Raw genomic sequence first — 23,440 nt, forward strand, 5'->3', positions numbered from 1 at the left:
TCAGGGCGTTGGCCACTGCACCAACTCAAACTCCGGCTGTTGTTTTCCGGAGTTGTCTGAGATAACCAGTTCAATAACGGCGGGCTCATCACTTTTATTCAATTCCAACTTGGCTGCCCGCTTGTATTCGCGCCCTTCGGGCCCAAGGCCAGTTATAAAAGCAGAAATAGTGTAATCACCGGATTTTAGGTTGCCTTTGTAAAGCGGTTGAATACCACCGCGAATCAACGCTTCCCGCTGATGTTCCGTATACAGATGACTTGCACTTAACTTGTTATCGATGTGTAGCTTTACTGCATCCAAAGTAAAATAGTGGCCTACATCCATAGACACATAAAAGGCGATTTGGCTCTGTGCGGGATAGAGCAAATCTTCTTCAAGAATCAATAAATCCCTGTTTAATTTAAGTACATCGCGCTTTAATTCTTCCAATTTCTCCGCAGAGAAATCGCTTTCCTGAGCCTGCACAAACGCAGAGCCTAAAAGGCCGATAAATAAAATAAAGCACTGAAAGGGGCGTCTCATGGCAGACCTTTTGATAGGAATTGGCATTATTCTTTGGTCGGCGCAAATTATGTCAGGGGATCAACGATCTGATGTGATCTTGTTGGCAAATTTTCTATGAAGATAAAACGGATTACTCAAAGATTCTCCAAACCGCGACTGAAAAACAACTTCCGGTTACTATCGATAACTACTGCTTCAAATTGGGGCAATCGATTAATAAGTGCCAAGCCTTTCTCTTTTCCCAGAACAAACACACTGGTAGAAAGGGGGTCGGTATCAAAGCCGCGGGGGCCAATAATGCTGACACTAATCAACTTATCAGTGTCTTTTGCAGAAGTTTCCGAGGGTTTTCCTGTGGATGGATTAAAAATATGGTGCACTCTATCCTGCTGCTCATCAATAAAATAACGCTCGTAATCACCTGAGGTAGAGATAGCAATATCACGCAGGGGGATAACCGCAGCATTTTTACTTTTTTCACGGGGGTGGCGAATACCCACTAACCAGGGTTGCCCCTGTTTATCTCCCAGCATGCGTGCATCGCCACCGGCACTGACACTGGCGCAGCAAATGTCTGCCTGCTTGAGGATCTCAATTGCCTGATCAACCGCATAGCCTTTGGCAATGCCCCCTAAATCTATTTTTGTGTTTTCGTGGCCAAAACGGAGTGTATTGGCCTTTTTATTCAGTTTTAAGTGGCGGTAATTCAACGCTTCTAACAACGAGTCCGTCAGCTGGGCGTCTGCCTGTTTCTGCTGGCGAAAATCATAGTGCTTGCCCAGGGTGGCGTAGCTGATATCGAATGCACCATCGGTGAGCTGACTAAACCAAAGGGATTTATCAATCAGGTTGGTGAGCTCTTTGGAAATATTGACGTTTCCCCGGCCAGCTGTGCGGTTAACGAGTGATAGTTCACTGTTTTCCTTATAGGGCGAGAGCTGATCGTCAAGTCGATGAAACTCTGTCATGACCTCCTCAATAAGGTGCTCGGCTTCAATGCCGTCCTCGTGCCAAAGTTGCAGGCGAACCTGGGTTCCCATAATTGCACGTTCAGCGTAGTGCCATTCGGCCACCGAAGGAATTGCGCAAAGTGTGGCACTACACAGTAATAGCAATTTAAAAAAGCGGAACATCACTTATCCAAGTTAAATAATGGGGGCGAAGGCAGTCATACTGTCTTGTAAGTTACTATCGCCGAGACCGTGATTCGGAAATAAGGTTGAGAAATTACCTTGCTCCCCGTGCAGGGCCATATAGTTGAGTACTACAGTTTCCACCAATAAATTGACGTTGTTAGCGGCGGGGGTGGATGTTGTTTCTACATCACCGGAGCTGCGCATATAGCCGAGTTGCTGGTGGATCGCCTGTTCGTCCGCCGTGCCACCGAGTAATTGTGGTCGGCCCGCCGGGTTGTATACCAGGAAAAATGAGGCGGCTGTCTGTTGATCATCGCCAGTCCAGACGCCTTTGCCACGGCCTTCTACCGAGTCGTCCAGCATTCCGTTGGAGAAAACGGAACCATCACTAAAAACGTAAATCATCAGGGGCTGGTTGCGGCGGGCGGCATACTCCAGGCAAGCGCCAATACAGCGCCCAGCGCGCAAATCGCGAATCTCTCCTGTGGCGCGGTCGCCGGTATGGTAGTCATAGCCACCCATGGTAATAGTGCCTGCACCGGCATATCCATTGACGACCAGCTTCATCACTGAGGCGGTCTTTTGGAACTCTCTGTCTCCACTCAATTCTGAACTGGTAAAAACACCGGATGGCCCGACGATATCAGGATCGGATTCGGGATTTAAATCGGCAGGGTTGCCAAAGCGATCAGCCAGGTCAGCACTTTTCATATAGCCGCAACGCACCAGGTCTTTAATGACTGCATCGGTGCTGACTTTAGTATTTACGTTGCTGAGTTTCGCTTCGGAGATACGGTACATGGACTCCATCACTGCGACAGTGTCCTCCTGACTGAGCAGCCCCACCAAGTCTCCTACATCTACAAGGCCGGTAACGTCGGAAGAGCGATCCACTTTGGTGGGGCGAACTTCGGGGTTGATCATGGCGGAAGGAGCCATGGAGTTACCACCGGAATCACTGGAGCTGGAGCCGATCAGGGCCAGCAGGGAACCGTTTGCTCCCGCCTGGTTAATACCGTACATGGGATTGTGTGGGTTGTTGCCGGTATCATTTTCCGAGCGAGCGGGAATAACTGCACCGTTGGTCGCCGATGCTGTGCCAGCAGCGATTTTTTCCAGGATGCCTCGCAACATGCCGCTGTCACTATGGAAGGCGAGACCCAGGTCAGTATTGATAAATTCATCACCGAGGGAGGGAACCATATCCCCGGGGAGGCCTTGCTTGTTGTAGCCGGCTGTGCCGAGAAAATCCATTTGTCCGCCCTCTTTGCCTACCAGCACATTGGAGCCTGCAATATTGGCGCCGCCGGCGAGATCGAAACAAATAAAAGGAATTTTACCGGCACCGAATGCACTGACATCGCAGGGACCGCCATTGGTTTTTCGTAGCGCTTCCAGGTCCGAGGAAAGGGCTGCATGGGCGCTACGGGGATTGGCAAACAAGCTGAAAACAGAGCCGCCCAGTACTGTTCCCATACCTGCTCGGAAGCCTTGAGCGAGAAAGTCGCGGCGTGTTACCGGGCGGTGGTGGTCCGGGTGCCGTAGGGGCTGGTCCAGATCAAAGTGTTTTTTCTTGCTCATAATATTCCCGGATATAGTTTTCAGTGTGCCGGCTTTTTATTGAGGAGGGGCTTTATCGGTGAAAGTTTTGCCGACAAAGCCGCTAGTCTTTTTTATGCGATCAGTGAATCAGGATCATGGCGCTGCCCATGGTGGCAGCACATACGGCTTTCACCGTAGTTTCTGTGCGGCCTGAATCGCAGCTGCTACCACAGGCGGTCATGGTGTCGATAAGCGTGTCCAGTTCTGTCTCTACAGAGGCCAGGTCCGGGGCGCTGGCAAGCTGCGAGACGCTGCCGTCGTGCCAGTTCATCTCGTGGCCAAGCAAACCTTCCATGAGCGGATCGATAATCTGCGCGCGCTTGCTGGCGCTGTCGAAGGCGGTGTCTGCGGAAGCGCTGAAGTCAAACCCACTGAAGTAGCTGCTGCGCTCACTGGAGTCCACCAGGGTGCTGCAATACTTCACTGCCAGCTGGGTAATACCCATTTGCTGTGCAGCGAGGAATCCTTCGATGTCACTTTCAACTGGAAGCTGGCGTTTCACAGTTTCCCAGGTTTCATAAATATCCGGGTGGGACATGGAGACTCCGGTCGCCTGGGACAGGCTTGCATGGATTTGTTCAAATCGGCGCAGACCTATGCGCGATTGCGCTTCCAGATCAGCGGCATCCGCAGGTTCAGCTGGAGTAGCCTCAACCCGGTTATAGGTTTCGCTGCCGATTTTTTCGAAGGTCAGGAAAAATTCATCATCGAGGGGGCCCTTATCCAGAGTGATAATGGTCCCGAGCCTGGAAAGCTGCTGGCCTTCACCTGCTAGGTAGCTATTGTCGACTGCAGTGGATAACTTGGACCAGGCCTGGCCCACCTCCGCTTCGCGGCCATTAATACCGATACGCATTCCCTCAATGGCGATTCCAGATGGATCGACACTGTCATCGAGGCTGATAAAGGTGGGTTCACTGAACAGGTAGGCATAATTATCAAATTGCTGCACGGTAAACATGACATAGCTTTCGGCAATGCCTGTGTGCTCTTCAACTTTGAATAACAGCAGGTATTTTTCCCCGACACCGACTTCGTAGTTGGTAGCGATATCCTCTTCCGATAGGGCGCGGGAGTGAATCGCCAATAGGCGAATGGAGCCTTCCCAACTATTGCCGTTACTGACTTCGCTTCCTACTGCGAGGGCAAAGGTATCGTCCCAGGTAGAGAGCAAACCGGATTCACTTGGGTCAGGCTCCCCGGTATTTGCACCATTAACGTAAAGCTTGCGTCCGTTAATTGGATCGTAAGTGGCCACCACATGCTGGAGACTGGCTTGTACAACCTGGTCGGCATCATCGGTTGCCAGGGCAGGCATACCGTCCGCATCGGTGTTGTCATTGCGGTTTTGCACGGTGTAACTGTATTGATCTTGGCCGAGAGTGAAGTTGCGAATATCATCGCCACCGGAATAGGTGACGATACGCGCGGGCCCATCCTGTGAGACGTTGGCGGGTGCCGCCCAGATTTCAATTGAGTATTCACCGGTGGCTGTGAGTGTATCGTAAAGTTTGCTGCTGGTTGCAGTAGCCCCCTGTGCTTTACCCCCCTTCAATTGCAGTCCCCAGGAGTCGATCCACTCCACATCGCCAGATAGGGCGAGATCAATTGCGGGGTTAACTCCGGAGGTATCGTAGGCAGTGGTGCCGCTGCCGGTTTTAAATTCATAGAGAGCAATTGCATTGCTCTCTATACGGCCGCCACTACTCGCAACAATACCGTCTGTGAGGCGCAGAGCCTTACTGATAACCCAGTCGGGGTCTACCTCGGTGACACTGATAGTGTCGGCGAAGGCTTGGATCGCATCGGTCATTTCCGCTTCGTTATCTGAGCAGTCACCCCAGCAGTTGTGAAATTCACTGCCCAGGCGCACAGAGAAACGGGAGTCGGCCGGAGAATCCAGGTTAATTTTGCTGACCGCAGATGCGTAGGCGAGATCGACATCAGAGCTGGCAAAGTAGGGGGTTTGTGCCGTTGTTGCATCTTCACTGTGACAGTTGGCACAGTAGCTGCGCAACAGAGGGTAAACTGTAGTGCTAAAGCTGCCGCTGGATTCGGGGAAACTTTTACTGGCACCCACTTCACGCTCGACAGGTGCGACAAGGGTGATTGTATTGCTAAGGCCGCCGCTAGCCCGAGCCCATTCCTCGATGTAGTTGGTAATAATTTCCGCACAGGCATCATCGCTGGAAAGCCAACAATTGTGCCCACCACCAACCTTGGTTACCAAACGGGATTCATCGGGAACTGATAAGTTAATTAACTCACGCCCGGCATCGTAGGCAGCATTGATATCATCGCCGCGGACAAAATGTGGGCTCTGGTTATTTTCAATATGACAGCTGCCACATCGATTTGTCGCCGCCAGGTTATCCCAGATGTACTGTTTATATTGATTGACATCATCGGTTTCAGGATCCGGTCCGGAATAAGCAGCGGTGCCATCGTTGTCACTGGTATCCGGTTGACTTTCGGTGCCCTCTCCACTGCCACCACTACAGGCACTGATTGCCAGGGCAGCACAAAACAGTGAAGCGATACGAAGCGTGCGAGCTGTCAGTGTATTTTCTATCACTGGGAGACTTTTATAGGTTTTCATTTTTTAATCTCCCGCGCAGTAAACCGCAGTATCTGCGTATACCTGCTTAAGTTTGTAGCCGGTATTGCTGAAGTCATCGGTAATAGTTTCGATACGGTTGCGGTCGGTAGAATCTTCCGGCTCGCGCAGACAAACTTGGCGAAACACCTTAGTTACTTGGCATTTGGCAAAAGCTCGGCTGTTAGACAACTCCTCTCCCAGGGATTTGATACCGTTGCCGTTGCCGGACAAGGTGTCGCTCCAGCCCAGATGCATATTTATGCCCTCGCGCCAGTAGTTAACCCAGCTGTCGTCGGGAATAATAAAACCGTGGGGGAAATTGCCGCTGTTGATCAGGTTTTTGGCCTTAACACGGCTGCCGGTTTCTGGATCTATATCACCGGCTGCGTTGTAATCCAGGGCTCCCTCTTCACCATCGGGATCATTGTCTGCATCGTATACATAGTCGTAGTAAGCGAATGCCTGTGCCATGGGGTCCATGCCGCTGTGGCAACCGATACAGTTATTTTGGAATACCCGACTGTCGCCCCCAGGGCTGCGGCTTACATCCTGGCGAATACGATCCGGTGAGCGGGAAGTATCCTGCACCTGCTCCATGTCGTTACACAGGTGATTGAGCATGGTAAAGCGAAACATGGCGCGATTGGTTCCCGCACTAAAAAAAGCCTTGGCGGCGGCGCGGCTGGTAAGAACGCCGGCGGTGGCATCTGCGGGGAGACCATTGAGAGAGGATTGAGCTTCCTGCACCAGATTGTCCTGCAGGGAATAACCCCCGGCTTCCAGTGTCTCGTAGTGGTCATTATTTCCCGTGTTGTAGGAGGGCAGGCCAGAAATATCACCGGTGTAGAGAATATTTGCCGAGAGCAGTTGGCGGAAGTCCATATCGTCCCGAACCATGCCGATTACCGTCGCAGTGTAATCATTTAATGGTTCAAATACGTCCTGCTCCTCATTAGTCCAGGGAGTGGCCAGATTTTTTAGAGTGACATTATAGAAGGCGTCATTCTCCATTGCCGTATACGCCGCAGCGGTGGGATCACCGTTTTCTATATCCTCTGCCATATCCAGCAATACACTCTCGCTAGGAATGGTTCCGGTGATGCGGCTGTGAATTTGGAGAGCCTGGTCCTGCGATGCTGATAGGGCAGAATTACTCCACAAACCTACTCCGAGCAGTGCGGTTACCGTGGTGAGCCGGAGTACACGCGCTCGAGACGAATTATTTTTCATTGGACTATTTTTGTCGGTGAGATCACTGGGATGTGGCAAAGCAGTCTAAAAGCAGATTTCAACAATGTCAGAATGACTTTCAATATTTGCGTCCCAGTTGGCAAACTTTTTGTGCGCAACTTGCGAGAATTAGCCTCAGCGGTCAAAGCCGTATAAAAAAGTTCTTAGGCTAAGAGCACAAAAAAGGCGTGTGCTGCTCGTGCCAAACCCGGGTGGATAACAAAAATGAAATGTTTGCGTGCGCTACCGCTTTTGCTATTGGTGACGGCCTGTAGTGGCGGTGGCAGTTCCAGTGGTGGTGAAGACCAAGCCGAAGATCCCGTGGTGGAGGACTATCCTGTTGCTTTTGTACTTCGTCAATTAAGTAGTGACGATGATGGCAGCCTCCTTCAGGATAATATTTATGAGCCCGGGGAATTTTTTGCCGGAGCTCAACTGATTTTAAAAGACCGTGCAACCGCCAGTGCTGCAGAAACTGTCATTACTGCAAATATATTTGACGGTGATTACGATGTAAAAGATCTGAATACTTCAGCAGATGGCAGCCAGCTTATATTTGCTATGCGGGCACCGGAAATAGAAGACGCTGATGACGATGAGCAGCCTACCTGGAATATTTGGGTATACAACACCGAAACAGAAGAACTCAGTCGGGTAATTGAGTCAGATTTAACTGCTGAAGAAGGCCAGGATATCGCTCCCGCTTTTTTACCCGATGGACGCATTATTTTTTCTTCTACCCGCCAGCGGCGCTCCAGAGCTCTTTTACTGGATGACGGTAAACCGCAATTCTCGGCCCTGACTGAAAATCGAGAGGAGCCGGCATTTGTACTCCATGTAATGGAAGCGGACGGAACCGATATCACTCAAATATCGTTTAATCAGAGCCATGATTTAAATCCAGTTGTATTGAGCGATGGACGGGTCCTGTTTAACCGCTGGGACAATGCGGCAGGTATCGATAAATTAAGCTTATATACAGTAAATCCAGATGGTTCTGACCTGGCGGTTTATTACGGTTATCACAGTCAAAATACGGGTACAGAAGAGACTGAGGCCGCCTTCAATCGACCGCACGAAATGCCGGATGGCCGCCTTTTGGTAACGTTGCGCGCTCCCTCTGGGCTCACTTATGGTGGCGATCTCGTGACTATCGATGGAATTGTTTATAGCGAAGCCTACAGTGAGCCGGAGCAAAGTGGTGAAATGGTCGGGCAGGCTTCTATCACTGTTGGAGAAGTCACTACCGACGATACTATTTCTCCCCATGGTACTTTTGCTTCCGCATGGCCATTCTACGATGGGACAAGTCGTTTGTTGGTAACCTGGAGTGAATGCCGGGTTATCAATGAAAAAACCGAGCTGCTGGAGACCTGCCCGGATACTCTTACCGAAGACGAAGAAGTTCAATTGGCAGACCCACTCTACGGCCTGTGGATTTACGATTATATCGCCGGTACCCAGCTTCCTATTGTGGTTGTGGAAGAGGGAGAAATGATATCCGAAGGGGTTACTCTGGAGCCTCGCACTGAACCCACCTATATTCCAGATCCCGTCCCGGGAGTCGATATCGATGCGGATCTGGTGGAGGAATCTGTCGGAATCCTGGATATTCGCAGTGTTTATGATTTTGATGGTGAAGATATTGCCGGAATCGAAACCTTGGCGGATCCCGCCCAAACCACAGCAGATTTGCGGCCTGCACGATTCCTGAAAATTTCCAAGGCCGTGGGCATTCCCGATGATGATGTTCTGGACTTTGATGGAGCGGCATTTGGCCGCAATGGTAATCAGGGCATGCGTGAAATATTGGGTTATACCCCAATCCAGCCCGATGGCTCCGTAAGGGTAAAAGTTCCAGCAGATATGCCCCTGGCAATTTCCGTTGTCGATGCGGATGGAAAACGCATTTTCGATAGTCATAACAACTGGTTACAGCTACAAGCGGGTGAAGTGCGCAGTTGTAACGGTTGTCATACTAGCGATAGCGAAGCTCCTCATGGCCGCACGGATATGCAGCTGGAATCAGCTTGGGTTGGAGCGCCGACCTCGGCAGCACCATTTGCCAATACTGAGCCCGCGCTACTAGCGGAAATGGGCGAGACTATGGCTCAATTATTGGCCCGGTATATTGGTGAGGCTGAACTTGAAGGAGATCTGCACTTTACCGATTTATGGACTGATCCTGCGGTACGGACTAAGGATGATGAGTTATTGCTTTCATACGGTGATTTGAGTACGGATGCACCGGTGGAATCCACCTGTTTAACAGAGTGGGAAAGTAACTGTCGAATCGTCATTCACTATGAACAACATATTCAGCCGCTCTGGGATTTCCCCCGTGAAGTATTGGATAGTACAGGAGCAGTAATAGCTGATTATACCTGTACAGGCTGTCACTCTCCTGTTGATGCTGCTGGGGCAACCCAAATACCCGATGGGCAATTAGATCTTACAACCTCGGCTTCCTCTGTTAATGATGCTTGGTTTGTTTCCTATTCCGAGCTGGTGGCCGATCGCGCTGAATTGGAGTTATCCAGTGGGGTGCTAACACCGCGGCTTGTACAGGAATTTGATGATGATGGAAATCCTGTTTACGAGGTTGATGAGGATGGTGAATTAGTTCTCGACAGTAACGGTGATCCGATTCCGGTAATGGTCACCGTCAATATTTCCTCTCCCTTGACGAGCTCTGCTCTTGAGAGCTCGTTTTTTTCCATCTTTGAAAATGGTGGCGCACACCAAGGGTACTTAGAAGATGCCGAGTTGCGCTTGATTGCTGAGTGGTTTGATATTGGCGCTCAATACTATAACGATCCTTTTGCAGCGCCGGCAGATTAAACCATGTTGAAGTTACACCAAAATTCTATTGGCAGTTTCGCGGTATTTGTATTGCTGCTACTTTTTTCTGGGCAGGCTTCTTCTGAACAAACTTTGATGGAATCTGATTCTTCAGATGATACCCCACAAGAAGAATTGGTTGAGACTGAGACTGAGACTGAGACTGAGACTGAGACTGAGAAAAAATATAAAGGCCTTGAGGATGCAGAGCCGGTTACAGTCGGTAATGCATTTATTAATATTTACCGAGGCCCGGGGCGCGGTTACCCGATATTCTATGTCGCTGAGTATGGTGAACAAATTTGGCTGCTTAAACGCCGCACCGACTGGGTAAAAGTGCTTACTTCACGCAATAAAAGTGGCTGGGTAAAAGTTGACGACTTACGTGAAATCTACGGAGAAAATAGAGAAATTGTTCGAGTTCCTCTGCCGGATTTTTCCGATGTTGACGACGGTTACTTTTACCTAGGTTTGAATTACGGTGATTTTGCTGGAGCGAACTCCCTGGGAGTTAGCCTGGGCTACCAATTTACTGCCAATCTAGCTACTGAAATACGTGCAACCCAGGCGGTAGGTTCCTATTCAGATAGCCAAGTCTATCAGGTGGCAATGGTCCACCAGCCATTTCCACGTTGGAAAATATCCCCTTATTTTGTTTTGGGAGCCGGGATAAATATTACCTCTCCAAACGCAACTATCGTTGCCACCGAAGATCGGCAAGATACAACGATGTTGGCGGGCGTAGGGTTGCGTACTTACTTATCGCGCCGTTTTGCCATCAGGGCTGAATACACAAATCACTACTTGCTTACTACGCAGGAAAATAATCAGGAGATAGTCGAGTGGAAACTTGGTTTCGACGTATATCTGTAGGCTCTGCGGCGCTTTCCGCACTGGTGGGGACCCAGGTATGCAGTGCTCAGCAGGATGATGAAGTACTTACGGATATTGTCGCACCTGAACTGGAGCGGCGAGAGATACGTGACGCCCTGATAGATAGTGAAAATATAGAAATTGGTCTGTTTGCTGGTGTTATCAATGTCGAGGATTTTGGCTCAAACTCCCTGTACGGTACTTCGGCGGCCTACCATATCAGCGAAGATTTCTTTATTGAGGCCACCTATGCCCAGACTGAGTTGGGAGAATCCAGCTTTGAAAGGCTGAGCGGTGCCGCACCACTGCTGACTGATGAGCAGCGTGAACTCAGTTATTACAATACCTCTGTGGGCTGGAATATTTTCCAGGGTGAGTACTTTGTATTTGATGATTGGGCTTTTAATGCCAATTTTTATGTTGCGGGAGGTGTGGGAAATACCTCGTTTGCTGACGAGGAGCACTTCACTTACAACTTTGGTGCAGGAGTGAGAATGCTTGCCAACGATTGGCTCGCAGTGCGCCTGGATGTTCGCGACCATGTTTTTGAGCATGAATTATTTGGCGAGGCCCAAGTCACCAATAATCTGTCTGCCCAATTGGGACTTACCATCTTTTTTTAATTGATCATCAAAAAATAACAAGGACTCTTCCATGAAATACCTGGCTGCTTTCCTGACGCTGCTTTTATCGATGTCACAGGCTTCCGCCGCAGAGCCCTCTAAGGATTTTACCTTGAGTTCCAACCAGGGCGGAAATTTGAGGCTTGCAGAGCAGCGCGGCGATGTCATTATGCTGAATTTCTGGGCTTCCTGGTGTGGCCCTTGTCGTCAGGAAATGCCGCTGTTGGATCAGCTACATGCTCGCTATGAAGCTGCTGGCTTCCAGGTTTGGGGAGTCAATGTGGATGCACAGCGTAAGGATGCGGACTCGCTATTAGCGAAAATTCCAGTGGATTTTCCGATTCTTTTTGATAGCAAAGGGGAAGTGAGCAAAATGTATGGTGTTGCCGCTATGCCCAGCACCGTATTTATTGATCGTGATGGCAACGTTCGCTATATCCATAAAGGTTATCGTGATGGGGATGAAGCTGCCTATAAAAAAATGATTAAGGAATTGATTCGGGAGTAGTGTCATGCGTGCACTATTGCTAGTTTGCACTTTCTTGATGAGTACAGGTTGCACTGTTAACCCGTGGATTGCACCCTACGAACGACAATTTCTTGCGGATCCTATTATGGGGTTTGAGCAGGATCCAGTAGCTGCTCGCTATATGAATCACGTGTATGAAGCTCGCGAAGCTGCGCGTGGAGCTGAAGGAGGCAGTGGAGGTGGATGTGGTTGTAACTAAGCTTCTATCTCGCTGGGGCGGGTTGGCATTTTTGGCACCGCTCGCTGCCGTGGCCGCAGTGCTTCCCGAAGAGCGGGCAGATAATATGTATCACGCCTATAGCGGTGGTGGAGTGACCATTGATGGGCCTTCAGTATTGATTCGCCAGAATGTTGGCAACAATGTTTCCCTGTCTGCCAATTACTATGTGGACATGATTTCCGGGGCCTCTATTGATGTGGAGGCCACGGCCAGTGAGTATTCGGAGCAGCGGGATGAGTACTCCTTGGGTGCTGACTACCTGGTGGATAAAACTACTATCAGCGTGGGGTACACCAACAGTTCTGAGAATGACTACGAGGCACAAACCGTTGCTTTCGGCATCAGTCAGGGTTTCTTTGGCGACCTAAGTACTATCGACCTGCGGGTTAGTTACGGAAGTGATGATGTGTTCCGCAATGGCGACGATAATTTTGCCGAGGAAGCGCAACACCGTCGCTACGCATTTAGTTGGAATCAGATTCTCACGCAAAAGCTGATTGCAGAGGTGAGTGTCGAAACTGTGTCGGATGAAGGGTATCTCAACAACCCTTATCGCAGTGTTAGGTATCTCGATCAAGCATCTGGAACAGGATTTAGCTATCAGGCCGAGGTTTACCCCAGAACTCGTAACAGTGATGCGGTTGCCCTAAGGGCCAAATATAGATTGCCCTATCGCGCAGCGATTAAAGGGGAGTATCGACACTATGCGGATAGTTGGGGAATCGTTGCAGACAATGTAGAGTTTCGCTATACCCATCCTTGGAAAGAACAAGACGAGTGGGTTTTTGAAGGAAAGATCCGTTACTATCAGCAGAGTAGTGCAGATTTTTACAGCGACCTTTTTCCCTATCTCAACGCTACCAACTTTCGTGCTCGTGATAAGGAGTTGAGCAATTTCACAACCTTGGCCCTTGGCCTGGGAGTGTCCTATGAGTTGCCACGGCGCTGGTCTCTATTAAATCGCAGGAATACAATTAATCTTTACTGGGATCATATTCTATTTGACTACGATGACTTTCTCGATGTCACAGTACACGGTTCAGCTACATCTATCAGTCCCGGTGACGAACCCGCTTATAGTTTCTCTGCCAATGTAATTCGATTATTTTGGTCGGTCCGTTTTTAGGAATGGGGGCCTCTGCGTTCTGTTTTTCAGTAAAAGAACAAGATGCAGAGGCTTTATAGTTTGAGTCAAATTTGACTGTTGATTTATTGCATAGAGTAATCCCGAAGAATTTTTCCAATCCTTATACGATAGTTGTCAAATAGTTGTTTTTTGCCTAGGTGTTGTGCATCACAATGAGCCTTGTGATTTTTCCAACTCACTACAGATTCTTCATCCCGCCAAATAGAGAGTGACAAAATTTTTTCTGGCTGATTGAGGCTTTGAAATCTCTCGACTGAGATAAATCCATCGAAGCTGATTAGGTGTTCTTTTAGATCCGCTGCAACGGCCAGATATTTGTCTTTTCCTGAAGATTTTGGTGTAACTTCAAATATGACGGCGATCATCAGTGACTTTCCTGTGGGAATTTCAGGTAGGTTTCTGGCACAGCATTTAAAAAGCTTCGCTTCTCTTCAAGAATAAACTTCTCTCTCGTCGCAAACTGAAAATTTTCACTGCCCTGAGGAGACTGCTTAAGCAGTTTTCGATATTGTTCATAATGAGCCAAGCTATCGAAATTAATAATACCAAAGGCCTGAAAGTTGGTGCCCTCAGAAGGTAGAAAATATCCTAATAGTCGTCCGCCACAATTGGGAATGATCTTGCCCCAGTTCTCAGCATACTGCCGGAAAGCATCAAGCTTAAACGGATCGATCTTGTATTCAATAAAACAGGTTACAGTCATCTAAGTTGCCTCTATTCATAATTTGCTGGCATTCTAGATGGTTTAATTTTCTATACTTCGGTGGTCAACGAACTGTTGCGAGGATAACCATGGAACCTGACATTTCGGTAATATCCAGTTTGATTGGGGATCGGGCGCGCTCAAAAATATTGATGGCGCTTATGAGTGGAAAAGCACTGACAGCAACAGAGTTAGCCTGTGAGGCTGATGTGACTGCACAGACTGCAAGTAACCATCTTTTCAAGCTGGTAGATAGCAAGCTGCTGATAGTTCGCAAGCAGGGTAGGCACAAGTACTTTCAGCTGGCGAGTCATCAAGTTGCCGAAGCGCTAGAGGCACTGCTCAATCTGAGTAGCACCCTGGTACCTCAAAAAGTTACCACTGGGCCCGCAGATCCAGATTTAAGGAAGTCCCGCATCTGCTATGACCATTTAGCAGGAATGGCTGGTGTACTATTGTACGAGGCCCTATTGGCTAGTGAGTTGCTCTCTGAGCAATCACAGCAAGTTTCCTTGACCAAAGAGGGTGAAATATTTTTTCAGGAACGAGGAGTAGCCGTAGCTAGTTTTAAGCAGCGTAAGCGCCCTGTTTGCAAGTCATGCCTAGACTGGAGCGAGCGAAAAAGCCACCTTGCAGGAAGCTTGGGCCAATGGATACTCGAAGATGCCTTGGCAAAGCAGTGGGCGGTTAGAAGAGCGGACTCCAGGGCGATTACTTTCTCCCAGAAGGGGCTTTTACTGTTCTCGAAGCGTTATCAGATTGATCACTCCAAGTTGCTATAAATTATTTGTCAGCTCGTTATCAGATTAAAGGAAAGCCCCGTTAACCATATCAACTGTGCTCCATAGCTGAGACGTTGGTGCAGACCGGGGTTGGTTTTTTCTTCGTAGGCTTTTTTTAAGGTAACAGTAAAATAGATAGAAGCGAGCAAGCAGGCTGTACTAAATAGCCTGAATTCTATTGAGAAGTAACTACTGAAAGTACTTAGCAATGGCGCAATGAGTAAAGACAACAACATAAGCATCCCCGCCCAGGAGTGTATCTGGCATTCAAGACTAGGGGTTTTTGTATAGGGATCTGCATCCATAGGAAAATAACCCGCAACCCAGGTTCCAATACCGTGGATGATAATTAAAACTCCAATGATGGTAAGTACAACTGGGGCCTGTTCAATTTGAATTATATGCAGGCCAAATAAGAAGAATAATATGCCAAGTGGGTAGTTGTTAATGAGGGGGGAGAGCTTCTGGGTTGGGCTTCCAACGGCTCCTAGTTCGCTACAGAATTGTCTTGAGTGGCTATAGCCAGAGTATTTTGCTCCTGCCAATGTAACACCTACAACCATCCATACCAGCGAGATAAACCCCAAGTAAGCAAACACTGTATGAGCCCCGACTGGTTATGTTGGGGCAGAAGATAGCACCAGATAAAAAGTCCTTTCAAGTTAATCCTTGTCTTCAAACGTGCCAGGTTTATTGCTATTTCAACTTTATCTAAAAGCGATTCTTGCCATAAAGATAGGTGTTTTTGTCCTTATTGTTCGTATCGTTTTAATTATTTTTTTATTAGTTTAAGTTTAATAGAGTAATTAATTTTTTATACTAGATCAGGTACTGGAAAAGGAGTTGAGGGGTCGAAAATGGATAATAATGACAGCAAAAATTTTTCTAATGCCATAGAAGTACTATCCTTGGCAGCGCGGTACGCTGAGGAATATGTTGCTGATATTCGCGATCGTCGCGTAAGTCCGTCCGCTTTTGATATTGATCAAATGCAATTTTTTAACAGCGACTTGGCCCGGGCTGGGGAACCGGCAGAGGCCGTTGTCGAGAGTCTGCACCGTTATGGTTCTCCGGCAACAGTTGCCAGTACCGGTGGGCGATTTTTCGGATTGGTGGTAGGTGGGGCTACGCCAGCTTCTATGGGCGCGGCGGTAATGAACGCCGTTTGGGACCAAGTGGCGGTTCTGGAGGCGTCGGCGCCTTCTGCAATTTATCTGGAGCGTATTGCGGCAAACTGGATATTGGAATTGTTAACCTTGCCGATGGAAAGTAGTGTGGGTTTCACCACAGGGTCATCTATGGCCAATATGGTGTGCTTGGCTGCTGCGCGAAATACACTTTATCAAAAATTAAATATCGACCTGGCAAAAAGCGGGCTAGCCGGTGCGCCGCCACTGCGTATTGTTGTTTCTGAACAGTCCCATGTCACAGTTCACAAGGCACTCTCTATTCTTGGATTTGGTATGGATCAGGTGATTAAAGCGCCCTGTGATGAACAGGGGAGGGTGCGAGCAGATACTTTTCCCGAGGTTGATGAAACCACCATTATTTGCCTGCAGGCGGGCAACGTAAACTCCGGCAGTTTTGATCCGTTTGCAGACATAATTCCCGAAGCTAAATCCAGAGGTGCCTGGGTACATGTCGACGGTGCCTTTGGTTTGTGGGCAGCGGCATCTCCAGCGAAATCAGTGTTGACTACTGGAGTAGAACAAGCAGATTCCTGGGCAGTAGATGCCCATAAATGGCTAAATACGCCTTATGACTGCGGTTTGGCAATTTGTCGAAAGCCGGGGGCTGTACACAATGTGATGACAACCCAGGCGCCATACTTGCAAGTGGGATCGCTGGTGCCCCCCAAGGATATGGTGCCAGAATTCTCACGTCGGGCCAGAGGGGTGGAAGTGTGGGCGGCGATTCAGGAGATGGGCCCGAAGGGAGTAGCGGCGATGATTGATCGCTGCTGTATCCATGCCCAGCATCTGTGCGAAGGCTTAGCAGAAATGGGCTATGAGATCCTTAACGATGTAGTGTTAAACCAGGTGGTGGCAACTATTGGCACTGCGGAAGACATTCAAGAGATAGTCAGGACCATACAGGAGGAGGGCGTTTGCTGGTTTGGAACGACTACCTGGAGAGGAAAAACGGCCCTGCGTATTAGCATCTCTTCCTGGGCGACTACCGATAATGATATTGCCCTCACCCTGGATGCTATTTGCCGGGCGACGGAGGCTCAGATGTCCAGATAACCCTTTGTGTGACTTGAAGTACTAGGGGGCCTTCTAAAGTAAATAGCACCTAATATCTGCATCTTTTAGGTTAGGCAGGGATATTGGTGAATTACTAAGAGGTTCTCTTTTTTCTACCTTTGGCCCTAGCAGCCAGTTTCCGTGGCGAGCGCCGTCTATCCTTGTTGAATGGGCGCGGATCTGGGCCATTTTGCGGTATTACTATTTCCGCCAACTCAGCCACTTTTTCAGCGCATAAAGGTGAGGGAGTCGGGTAGAACGATGACTTTTTGGCTGGTTTTAATTCTTTTTCTAATTCTATTCTGGCTTCTGTGGATGGCGTTTTGTAGTCCCAGTTTAAGTCGCAATGAGCTACTGAAATTCTCTTTTAATCAACTTACGCTGGCTGGTGGTTTATCCGTTAATTATCGCGAGATGGGGCCTGTTGATGGCGTTAATATACTTTGTCTTCACGGTGGTGGTGATTCACTGAGCGCCTGGAATGCCTGGGCGACAAAATTGGCAGAAAAATATCATGTTATTTTGGTGGACTTACCTGGGCATGGATTGACCGACCCGTTACCAGGAGGCACTTATACACCTAAGCATTTTGCCGATTTTATTGCAGAATTTGTCGCAACCCTGAAACTTAGGGACTATGTGATCGCTGGCCATTCATTTGGTGGAAATGGGGTTTTACGTTATTTAACAGGACATCCGAATATACCCAAGGTCGCCATTCTTATCTCTCCCGGTGGTTATAAATGTGGCAAGGGACTGGAAATGCCTGCTGGTATTGCTCGATTTGCCACCAGCCATTGGGGGCGAAAAATGGTTGCGCACATTGGTAGTCGTGGATTATTGAGAAAAATGCTGGCTTCCAAATTTTTCTACAATCCGCAGGCTCTGTCGGGGGAAATGTTGGAACGAATCTATTTGCTTTCCCGCTATGAGAAGAATCGCGGTACAGCGATCAATTTGGTTGCTAATGCCACAATCAATTTCCAGTCGTTGCCGGACTTGGAGACTATTAAAATTCCAGTTTTATTTATCTGGGGGGCAGAAGATCAAATTATTCCCTTGTCCGTAGGAAAGTATTTCTCTGACAAGTTGCCTAATGGAGAGTTAATCGTATATCAGAAGATGGGGCATATGTCCCATGTCGAAAATGCTGAACAAAGTGTCACCGACGCAATGGAGTTTTTGCAGCGTCAGGGGCTGTGACAATACAGTGGAAAATTTAAAAAAGAGGCCGCAGTGCGGCCGAGTTTGGGGGGATGAAAATCAAGAGCGCCTAATTGATGACAACCAGGCCGGCTTTCACTATGTCGTAGTGACTGAGTTCTGGTACCTGCTGATGTAGGTCGGTTTCCAGTCGATCGATGGATTCCAGTTGTGTACACAAGCGGTTTGCAGACTGCTCAATACTTTTACCGCGCTGTTCCAGTAAGCGCTCCGCCTCTTCAGTGGCCTGTTCTTCAATGCTTTCCCCGCCGGTAAAGGCAGCTTTGAAGGCATGCCAGGCAATAGTTCCCGCGGATTCCATAGCGAGGCGTTCGATACGGGGTTCAAACTCTTCAGAGATGGTTTTCTCTATATAGTTACCCATTTCCTCGTTTCCCAGCTGGTAGATCTCGCCCTCTCGATTGAGGCGGTCCTCAGTGCGCTGGATCAGGTCGGCGGAAAACTGTTGGAGTTCGAGGATATCCGGGTGGTCCGGCCCGGCGAGGGTGCTGATGGCAATGGATAGGCCATCCATTGCGATATCGACCGCCTCAAGGGTGAGTACCAGTGTGTCACGACCGGCGATGTGAAGCTGTTGACGGTACTCCTGAAGCAGTTGCTCCTGCTGAGAATTGAGGGGCAGCAACTCACCATCCACTGATAGCTGGTTGGGCAGCTGAAATGTCACCAGTTTTCCGTCTTCCCCATCGACGGTGAAAAAGTCCGGGCCTACTTCAATGGCGTAATCTGTGGACACGTTGCAGTCGTTGGTATCGACATGAAAAGAATCGTGGGCCATTGCCTGGGTACTGATACCGAGGCCTATCAGGGTTGAAAGTGCGATTGGCTTCCACATATGCCGGTTTCCTATTGTGTGTCTTTTCAATGTGACGCGCCTGAGTCGCCGAACAGATGCAGGCAGCTTGAAATATTTTTCATTTTTTCCTGACGCAGGCCCAGGGAGTGATGGCCAAGCGTGGATGTTCCAGCGGGTATTCTGTATTTTTAGCCCATAACACTTAATAAATTGAGGGTATTCAATGTCCATAAGCAGGCACATTGCCGCACTGTGCTTCTTGATAGTCAGCACAATGGCACAGGCCGGGAGCATCGCGGAGTACACCGCAGGCATGCATAGGCACAGCGGCTTCCACGACTTTTACTGGGACGAGGCTAACGGCCGGGTGTTGCTGGAGATCGATGAGTTTGAGCGCGAGTTACTCTTGCTCACCGGGCTGGCCCAGGGACTGGGTTCAAACCCGGTGGGCCTGGATCGGAACCAAGTGGGTGAGAGCCGCTTGGTGAAGTTCCAGCATTCGGGTAATAAGGTATTACTGCATCAGGTGAATCTGAAATACCGTGCCCAATCAGCAAATGCGGCTGAGCGCCGCGCGGTTGAGGAAGCTTTCGCTTCGTCCGTACTCTGGGGCTTCAAGGTGCTTGCTCAGAGCGATAAGGCAATACTGGTGGACTTTACGCCTTTCCTGCTGAGCGATCAGCACGGCATTGCTACACGTCTCAAGGGCGCAGAGCAGGGCAGTTACAGTGTGGATAAGAGCAAGTCAGCAGTTTATCTGCCCCGCACAAAAAACTTTCCCAAGAACAGTGAGTTTGAGGCCCAGTTAACTTTTGCTGGATCAGCTCCGGGAAACTATCTGCGCGAAGTGGTTCCGACCCCTACATTGGTGTCCCTGCGCCAGCATATCTCCCTGATTGAATTGCCAGATAACGACTATGAGCCCCGCCGTTTTCACAGCCGCAGCGGCTACTTCCCGTTCGCTTATCGAGATTACGCTACAGCGATTGAAGAGCCTCTGGACCAGCGTTATATCTACCGTCATCGACTGGAGAAGAAGGCGGGTAGCGATGAGGTTGTGGAGCCGATTGTTTACTACGTAGATTCTGGAGTGCCTGAGCCGGTGCGCAGCGCCCTGATCGAAGGGGCGAGCTGGTGGGACCAGGCATTCGCTGCAGCAGGATTTAAAAATGCGTTTCGCGTAGAGATTCTGCCGGAGGGCGTCGATCCTTTGGATGTTCGCTATAACGTGATTAATTGGGTACACCGCTCCACTCGCGGTTGGTCCTACGGTTATTCGGTTTACGATCCCCGCACCGGCGAAATTCTAAAAGGCAATGTTACCTTGGGGTCCCTGCGTGTTCGCCAGGACTTTCTGATTGCTCAAGGGCTTGTACAGCCCTACCGCGGCGACACCGTCAGTACTGAGCAGCTAAAGAATATGGCCCTGGCCCGTATCCGTCAGCTATCCGCTCACGAAGTAGGCCACACCCTGGGGCTGGCGCATAACTTTGCTGCCAGTAGCGAAGAGCGCGCTTCAGTAATGGATTACCCGGCTCCGCTGGTCTCTCTGCTGGGAGGTAAGTTGGACCTGACAGATGCCTACGCCACTGGCATCGGCAGTTGGGATAAGTTGGCGGTTCGCTACGGCTATGGCGAGAGCGATGATGAAAAAAGTTATCTCGACAGTGTTATCGCTGAGGCCAGGGAACAAGAGCTGCGCTTTATTTCAGACCCGGACTCCCGCACCATCAATAATGCTCACGCAGTCTCACATCTTTGGGACAACGGCACCGACCCATTGATGGAATTCCAGCGGATGGTCGACTTGAGGCGTCATGCCCTGGATAACTTCTCTGCGGCGGCAGCGCCGTTATCCGCGCCCCGCTCTGACCTGGAAGAGACCCTGGTGCCTGTGTACTACGGTCATCGCTACCAGGCGGAGGCTGTGGGCAAATTGATTGGTGGCTTGGACTATGACTATGTCTACAACGGTACCGATCAAAATAGCTATACCCTGGTGCCCGCAGAGCGACAACAGCGGGCAATTGATGCACTGCTGGATACACTTTCGCCGCAGTTTCTCACCTTGCCGGAGCAGGTCTTGCAGCTGATTCCGCCCAAGTCCTATGGCTACGAACGTACTATCGAGAGCTTCCCCTCATATACGGGAGTAGCTTTTGATGGGGTGGCTCTGGCGGAAGCGGCTGCTGGGCATACGCTATCAATCCTGATGGACCCGCAGCGCGCGGCGCGAATGAATCAACAGAGTGCCCGCAGCAGTGAGGTACCGGGGTTTGCTAGCCTATTGCAGCGCTTGAGCGCACTGGCTCTGCAGGGTGAGGGTTATACCGGTCTGCAGGCGAGTGTGCACCAGCGGGTTAATCATGCCTATATCGAGCAGTTGATGTTACTGGCCAGTAATGCAAAGGCAGACGAATCAGTGCGGGCCAAAGCGCATTTGGAGCTGGCAAAACTTCTTCAGGAAATTGGTTCTATGCGGCTGTTTGGCGATGATCCTGAGGGCTATAGTGCGCACTATTACTATGAGGCACAGCGCATCGATGCCTTTAAGCAGGGCAAGCTGGAAGTAAAACCTGGTGCGGTTAAAGCGTTGCCGCCAGGATCTCCGATCTGATCTGAAACGGATAAAAGGGGGTGGGCTGTAAACGCTCACCCCCTTTGGGCATTAACCGCGAATAAACTGGGACTTCTTTACCCAGTGATTTCCTCGGTACTGTCGAGTGGGGGTTGGGTTTTTCTTCGCCCAGAAAAAGTGGCGGTTAAACTGAAATTCCGCATCGTAACCCTCCGCCAGCGCTGCCAGGGGCATGGCTTGCCAGCTGGTCTGGCGGCGTTTGCTGGTTGCCTCCAGCAGGTACTCTTGATCGTTCAAGATGGCCACTACCCAGGCGTGACCCTGACCTTTATGGGTTCCGAGTGCCACCCGCGCATCAACTCCCAATTCGATCAGCCAATCTGCCAGTAAAATAGCGTGGTCTTCACAGTCACCCCGCTTTTGGTAATAGGCCTGCCGGGATGTTTGCCAAATGTCTGACAAACCGGCGTATTGCAGGTGATCGTATTGGTACTCTTTATTCATAGCCAGTGTATAAAGAGGCACCCAAAGCTGTTGAGTCTTAAAGGGCTTGAACCCCACCAGGTAGCTGTTGGCAAAGTGGTGTTGCTGGTCCAGTCCCCGGGCGGACGCTGTCGCCGCCTCAATTCCCTGCCAGTTCCACACTGAGACATGAGCGCTCTCTTCCAGTGAGCGTTTGTCGACTACTTTCTGGATGGTTTTTTCTTCCAGAGGATAGCGGGTACCCACCACTCGCACTACTCCTTGTTGTGAGTCCACAATACTGGCTAACTGACTGCCGCTGCTACCAAAGCTCCGTAAATTATCGGAAAGGGGGATTTCCGGTGTGCTTTTAGTTGGCGGCTCCTGTGTATTAGCTCGCCGTACAAGTTCAGGAGTGATCAGTGCGAGGGAAAGTATCAGTGTGATAGCCAGCCACTTGCGCATAGTGCTATCCCTTGAGGCCAAAGGAAATAATGATGGCAACAAATATCAATATGGTTGATGCAAATATAGATACGGCGATATTGCCATTTTTTAGCTCGCCTTCGATATCTACAGAGCGAAGCAGTTTCTTATCAATGGTAATCAGTGCGGTGATACCAATAAATAACGCTAGCAGCGTATAAATCAGGTTAATTCCCAGGTTAAACAGGGTTGCCGTTAAAAATTCCAGTTCCATAAATCCTTCAGGCTAATTATGTTTATTAGTGACTGTTAATGGAATAATTTAAGCATAGGGCCTGATTGAGTGCAAAGGATGACCGACCCAGATAAACCGACAGCTTAATTTACAGGTGATTATCAACCTTAATTGGCAATCCGGACTTGTTGATTAGTATTTTATTTGGCTGGGTTGCTATTGGGGAATAGCTCTAGACGAAGAGTTGCTCCGTCGAAGGGCTTTTACGCTTAATTTACCGGGAAAGCCTTTTGAAGAAGTGTATTTATTAGCTCGGTGTTATCCAGGCGGGAACCTGGATAACACTGAGTTTGATTAGTTATCAATCTCGGTCATTTCATTCAATACAAACTCTTCAACGGCGCCCTCGGTTGCCTTCATATAGTCTTCCAGGTGCTTATTGTTCATGTGGGTTTGCCACAGATCGCGAGTTTCCCAATTTTCATAAAACAGGAAGTGTGCAGGATTGTCATTGTCCTGATGAAGGTTGTAATTAATGCAACCAGCTTCTGCTCGTGTTGTATTAATGAGTTTTAACAATTCAGATTTCACCAGGTCAATTTTTTCGGCCTTGGCTTTAATGTTGGCAACGATAGTGAGCCTGCTCATGTGAACACCTCTTTGTTTCAATATGTGTTGGAT

General features: G+C 49.3%; 22 protein-coding genes. 10 read left to right on the top strand and 12 right to left on the bottom strand.

Features of this window, described 5'->3' with window-relative positions; translation table 11 throughout:
- From ACJJI3_RS18250 to ACJJI3_RS18270, 5 genes are all read right to left on the bottom strand, one after another.
- On the bottom strand, positions 1-525 hold the full coding sequence (locus ACJJI3_RS18250; protein WP_413663680.1) for an AraC family transcriptional regulator: 525 nt from the start codon (positions 523-525) through the stop codon (positions 1-3).
- 116 nt (positions 526-641) lie between these two features.
- On the bottom strand, positions 642-1,640 hold the full coding sequence (locus ACJJI3_RS18255) for an FAD:protein FMN transferase (RefSeq protein WP_444940488.1): 999 nt from the start codon (positions 1,638-1,640) through the stop codon (positions 642-644).
- Between the two features lie 12 nt (positions 1,641-1,652).
- Positions 1,653-3,224 carry a hypothetical protein gene (locus ACJJI3_RS18260; protein ID WP_413663678.1) on the bottom strand — a complete coding sequence of 524 codons (1,572 nt, stop codon included), beginning with the start codon at positions 3,222-3,224 and terminating at the stop codon, positions 1,653-1,655.
- A gap of 100 nt (positions 3,225-3,324) precedes the next feature.
- A complete protein-coding gene (locus ACJJI3_RS18265) occupies positions 3,325-5,844 on the bottom strand; it encodes a LamG domain-containing protein (RefSeq protein WP_444940489.1) in 2,520 nt (839 codons plus the stop codon).
- A 3-nt stretch (positions 5,845-5,847) separates the two neighbouring features.
- Positions 5,848-7,074: a hypothetical protein gene (locus tag ACJJI3_RS18270; protein ID WP_413663676.1), complete on the bottom strand. Its 1,227-nt coding sequence runs from the start codon at positions 7,072-7,074 to the stop codon at positions 5,848-5,850.
- 225 nt (positions 7,075-7,299) lie between these two features.
- Between ACJJI3_RS18270 and ACJJI3_RS18275 the strand changes: the two genes are divergently transcribed.
- The 6 genes from ACJJI3_RS18275 to ACJJI3_RS18300 are packed head-to-tail and all read left to right on the top strand — an operon-like array spanning position 7,300 to position 13,286.
- On the top strand, positions 7,300-9,915 hold the full coding sequence (locus ACJJI3_RS18275; RefSeq protein WP_444940490.1) for an HzsA-related protein: 2,616 nt from the start codon (positions 7,300-7,302) through the stop codon (positions 9,913-9,915).
- A 3-nt stretch (positions 9,916-9,918) separates the two neighbouring features.
- The gene (locus ACJJI3_RS18280; protein ID WP_444940491.1) at positions 9,919-10,788 is read left to right on the top strand and encodes an outer membrane beta-barrel protein; all 870 of its coding nucleotides are present in this window, start codon (positions 9,919-9,921) and stop codon (positions 10,786-10,788) included.
- Positions 10,758-11,411 carry an outer membrane beta-barrel domain-containing protein gene (locus tag ACJJI3_RS18285; protein ID WP_444940492.1) on the top strand — a complete coding sequence of 218 codons (654 nt, stop codon included), beginning with the start codon at positions 10,758-10,760 and terminating at the stop codon, positions 11,409-11,411. Before ACJJI3_RS18280 ends, ACJJI3_RS18285 begins: the two co-directional genes overlap by 31 nt.
- 31 nt (positions 11,412-11,442) lie before the next feature.
- Complete coding sequence (locus ACJJI3_RS18290) at positions 11,443-11,919, top strand: TlpA disulfide reductase family protein (RefSeq protein WP_413663672.1); 477 nt, start codon at positions 11,443-11,445, stop codon at positions 11,917-11,919.
- 4 nt (positions 11,920-11,923) lie between these two features.
- A complete protein-coding gene (locus ACJJI3_RS18295) occupies positions 11,924-12,139 on the top strand; it encodes a DUF4266 domain-containing protein (protein ID WP_413663671.1) in 216 nt (71 codons plus the stop codon).
- Positions 12,075-13,286 carry a DUF3570 domain-containing protein gene (locus ACJJI3_RS18300; protein WP_444940493.1) on the top strand — a complete coding sequence of 404 codons (1,212 nt, stop codon included), beginning with the start codon at positions 12,075-12,077 and terminating at the stop codon, positions 13,284-13,286. The genes ACJJI3_RS18295 and ACJJI3_RS18300 overlap by 65 nt, the downstream gene beginning before the upstream one ends.
- An 83-nt stretch (positions 13,287-13,369) precedes the next feature.
- Here ACJJI3_RS18300 and ACJJI3_RS18305 read toward each other — a convergent pair whose 3' ends face one another.
- Both ACJJI3_RS18305 and ACJJI3_RS18310 read right to left on the bottom strand, forming a co-directional pair.
- Positions 13,370-13,672 carry an antibiotic biosynthesis monooxygenase family protein gene (locus tag ACJJI3_RS18305; RefSeq protein WP_444911726.1) on the bottom strand — a complete coding sequence of 101 codons (303 nt, stop codon included), beginning with the start codon at positions 13,670-13,672 and terminating at the stop codon, positions 13,370-13,372.
- Entirely contained in the window at positions 13,672-14,010 is a 339-nt protein-coding gene (locus ACJJI3_RS18310) for an NIPSNAP family protein (RefSeq protein ID WP_444895805.1), read from the bottom strand. The genes ACJJI3_RS18305 and ACJJI3_RS18310 overlap by 1 nt, the downstream gene beginning before the upstream one ends.
- A gap of 89 nt (positions 14,011-14,099) precedes the next feature.
- Here ACJJI3_RS18310 and ACJJI3_RS18315 point away from each other — a divergent pair, with 89 nt between their 5' ends.
- Positions 14,100-14,792: an ArsR/SmtB family transcription factor gene (locus ACJJI3_RS18315; protein WP_444911725.1), complete on the top strand. Its 693-nt coding sequence runs from the start codon at positions 14,100-14,102 to the stop codon at positions 14,790-14,792.
- Between the two features lie 8 nt (positions 14,793-14,800).
- Here the strand turns inward: ACJJI3_RS18315 and ACJJI3_RS18320 are convergent, their stop codons facing one another.
- Entirely contained in the window at positions 14,801-15,391 is a 591-nt protein-coding gene (locus tag ACJJI3_RS18320) for a DUF998 domain-containing protein (protein ID WP_444926171.1), read from the bottom strand.
- 258 nt (positions 15,392-15,649) lie between these two features.
- On the opposite strand from ACJJI3_RS18320, the gene ACJJI3_RS18325 reads away from it, so the two are divergent.
- Positions 15,650-17,038: a pyridoxal phosphate-dependent decarboxylase family protein gene (locus tag ACJJI3_RS18325; RefSeq protein WP_444940494.1), complete on the top strand. Its 1,389-nt coding sequence runs from the start codon at positions 15,650-15,652 to the stop codon at positions 17,036-17,038.
- 315 nt (positions 17,039-17,353) lie between these two features.
- Positions 17,354-18,241, top strand: a complete 888-nt coding sequence (locus ACJJI3_RS18330) for an alpha/beta fold hydrolase (RefSeq protein WP_444940495.1) — start codon at positions 17,354-17,356, stop codon at positions 18,239-18,241.
- Between the two features lie 70 nt (positions 18,242-18,311).
- Here the strand turns inward: ACJJI3_RS18330 and ACJJI3_RS18335 are convergent, their stop codons facing one another.
- Complete coding sequence (locus ACJJI3_RS18335; protein WP_444918481.1) at positions 18,312-19,097, bottom strand: DUF2884 family protein; 786 nt, start codon at positions 19,095-19,097, stop codon at positions 18,312-18,314.
- Positions 19,098-19,281: 184 nt separating this feature from the next.
- Between ACJJI3_RS18335 and ACJJI3_RS18340 the strand changes: the two genes are divergently transcribed.
- The gene (locus tag ACJJI3_RS18340) at positions 19,282-21,675 is read left to right on the top strand and encodes a zinc-dependent metalloprotease (protein WP_444940496.1); all 2,394 of its coding nucleotides are present in this window, start codon (positions 19,282-19,284) and stop codon (positions 21,673-21,675) included.
- 51 nt (positions 21,676-21,726) lie between these two features.
- Here the strand turns inward: ACJJI3_RS18340 and ACJJI3_RS18345 are convergent, their stop codons facing one another.
- The 3 genes from ACJJI3_RS18345 to ACJJI3_RS18355 form a co-directional block, all read right to left on the bottom strand.
- The gene (locus ACJJI3_RS18345) at positions 21,727-22,563 is read right to left on the bottom strand and encodes a transglutaminase domain-containing protein (protein WP_282930871.1); all 837 of its coding nucleotides are present in this window, start codon (positions 22,561-22,563) and stop codon (positions 21,727-21,729) included.
- Positions 22,564-22,567: 4 nt separating this feature from the next.
- Positions 22,568-22,798: a DUF350 domain-containing protein gene (locus ACJJI3_RS18350; RefSeq protein ID WP_108734840.1), complete on the bottom strand. Its 231-nt coding sequence runs from the start codon at positions 22,796-22,798 to the stop codon at positions 22,568-22,570.
- A gap of 315 nt (positions 22,799-23,113) precedes the next feature.
- On the bottom strand, positions 23,114-23,407 hold the full coding sequence (locus tag ACJJI3_RS18355) for a putative quinol monooxygenase (protein ID WP_444940497.1): 294 nt from the start codon (positions 23,405-23,407) through the stop codon (positions 23,114-23,116).
- Positions 23,408-23,440 lie beyond the last annotated feature (33 nt).

This window comes from Microbulbifer maximicatervae (SeqCode), assembly GCF_052466985.1.

What these genes read in the sequence shown, in the direction of transcription:
- ACJJI3_RS18335 (WP_444918481.1), bottom strand. Translation starts at nt 19,097, where the DNA reads ATGTGGAAGCCAATCGCACTTTCAACCCTGATAGGCCTCGGTATCAGT.
- ACJJI3_RS18275 (WP_444940490.1), top strand. Translation starts at nt 7,300, where the DNA reads ATGAAATGTTTGCGTGCGCTACCGCTTTTGCTATTGGTGACGGCCTGT.
- ACJJI3_RS18325 (WP_444940494.1), top strand. Translation starts at nt 15,650, where the DNA reads ATGGATAATAATGACAGCAAAAATTTTTCTAATGCCATAGAAGTACTA.
- ACJJI3_RS18305 (WP_444911726.1), bottom strand. Translation starts at nt 13,672, where the DNA reads ATGATCGCCGTCATATTTGAAGTTACACCAAAATCTTCAGGAAAAGAC.
- ACJJI3_RS18250 (WP_413663680.1), bottom strand. Translation starts at nt 525, where the DNA reads ATGAGACGCCCCTTTCAGTGCTTTATTTTATTTATCGGCCTTTTAGGC.
- ACJJI3_RS18270 (WP_413663676.1), bottom strand. Translation starts at nt 7,074, where the DNA reads ATGAAAAATAATTCGTCTCGAGCGCGTGTACTCCGGCTCACCACGGTA.
- ACJJI3_RS18355 (WP_444940497.1), bottom strand. Translation starts at nt 23,407, where the DNA reads ATGAGCAGGCTCACTATCGTTGCCAACATTAAAGCCAAGGCCGAAAAA.
- ACJJI3_RS18330 (WP_444940495.1), top strand. Translation starts at nt 17,354, where the DNA reads ATGGCGTTTTGTAGTCCCAGTTTAAGTCGCAATGAGCTACTGAAATTC.
- ACJJI3_RS18315 (WP_444911725.1), top strand. Translation starts at nt 14,100, where the DNA reads ATGGAACCTGACATTTCGGTAATATCCAGTTTGATTGGGGATCGGGCG.
- ACJJI3_RS18300 (WP_444940493.1), top strand. Translation starts at nt 12,075, where the DNA reads ATGAAGCTCGCGAAGCTGCGCGTGGAGCTGAAGGAGGCAGTGGAGGTG.
- ACJJI3_RS18280 (WP_444940491.1), top strand. Translation starts at nt 9,919, where the DNA reads ATGTTGAAGTTACACCAAAATTCTATTGGCAGTTTCGCGGTATTTGTA.
- ACJJI3_RS18345 (WP_282930871.1), bottom strand. Translation starts at nt 22,563, where the DNA reads ATGCGCAAGTGGCTGGCTATCACACTGATACTTTCCCTCGCACTGATC.
- ACJJI3_RS18265 (WP_444940489.1), bottom strand. Translation starts at nt 5,844, where the DNA reads ATGAAAACCTATAAAAGTCTCCCAGTGATAGAAAATACACTGACAGCT.
- ACJJI3_RS18295 (WP_413663671.1), top strand. Translation starts at nt 11,924, where the DNA reads ATGCGTGCACTATTGCTAGTTTGCACTTTCTTGATGAGTACAGGTTGC.
- ACJJI3_RS18260 (WP_413663678.1), bottom strand. Translation starts at nt 3,224, where the DNA reads ATGAGCAAGAAAAAACACTTTGATCTGGACCAGCCCCTACGGCACCCG.
- ACJJI3_RS18340 (WP_444940496.1), top strand. Translation starts at nt 19,282, where the DNA reads ATGTCCATAAGCAGGCACATTGCCGCACTGTGCTTCTTGATAGTCAGC.
- ACJJI3_RS18310 (WP_444895805.1), bottom strand. Translation starts at nt 14,010, where the DNA reads ATGACTGTAACCTGTTTTATTGAATACAAGATCGATCCGTTTAAGCTT.
- ACJJI3_RS18350 (WP_108734840.1), bottom strand. Translation starts at nt 22,798, where the DNA reads ATGGAACTGGAATTTTTAACGGCAACCCTGTTTAACCTGGGAATTAAC.
- ACJJI3_RS18290 (WP_413663672.1), top strand. Translation starts at nt 11,443, where the DNA reads ATGAAATACCTGGCTGCTTTCCTGACGCTGCTTTTATCGATGTCACAG.
- ACJJI3_RS18255 (WP_444940488.1), bottom strand. Translation starts at nt 1,640, where the DNA reads ATGTTCCGCTTTTTTAAATTGCTATTACTGTGTAGTGCCACACTTTGC.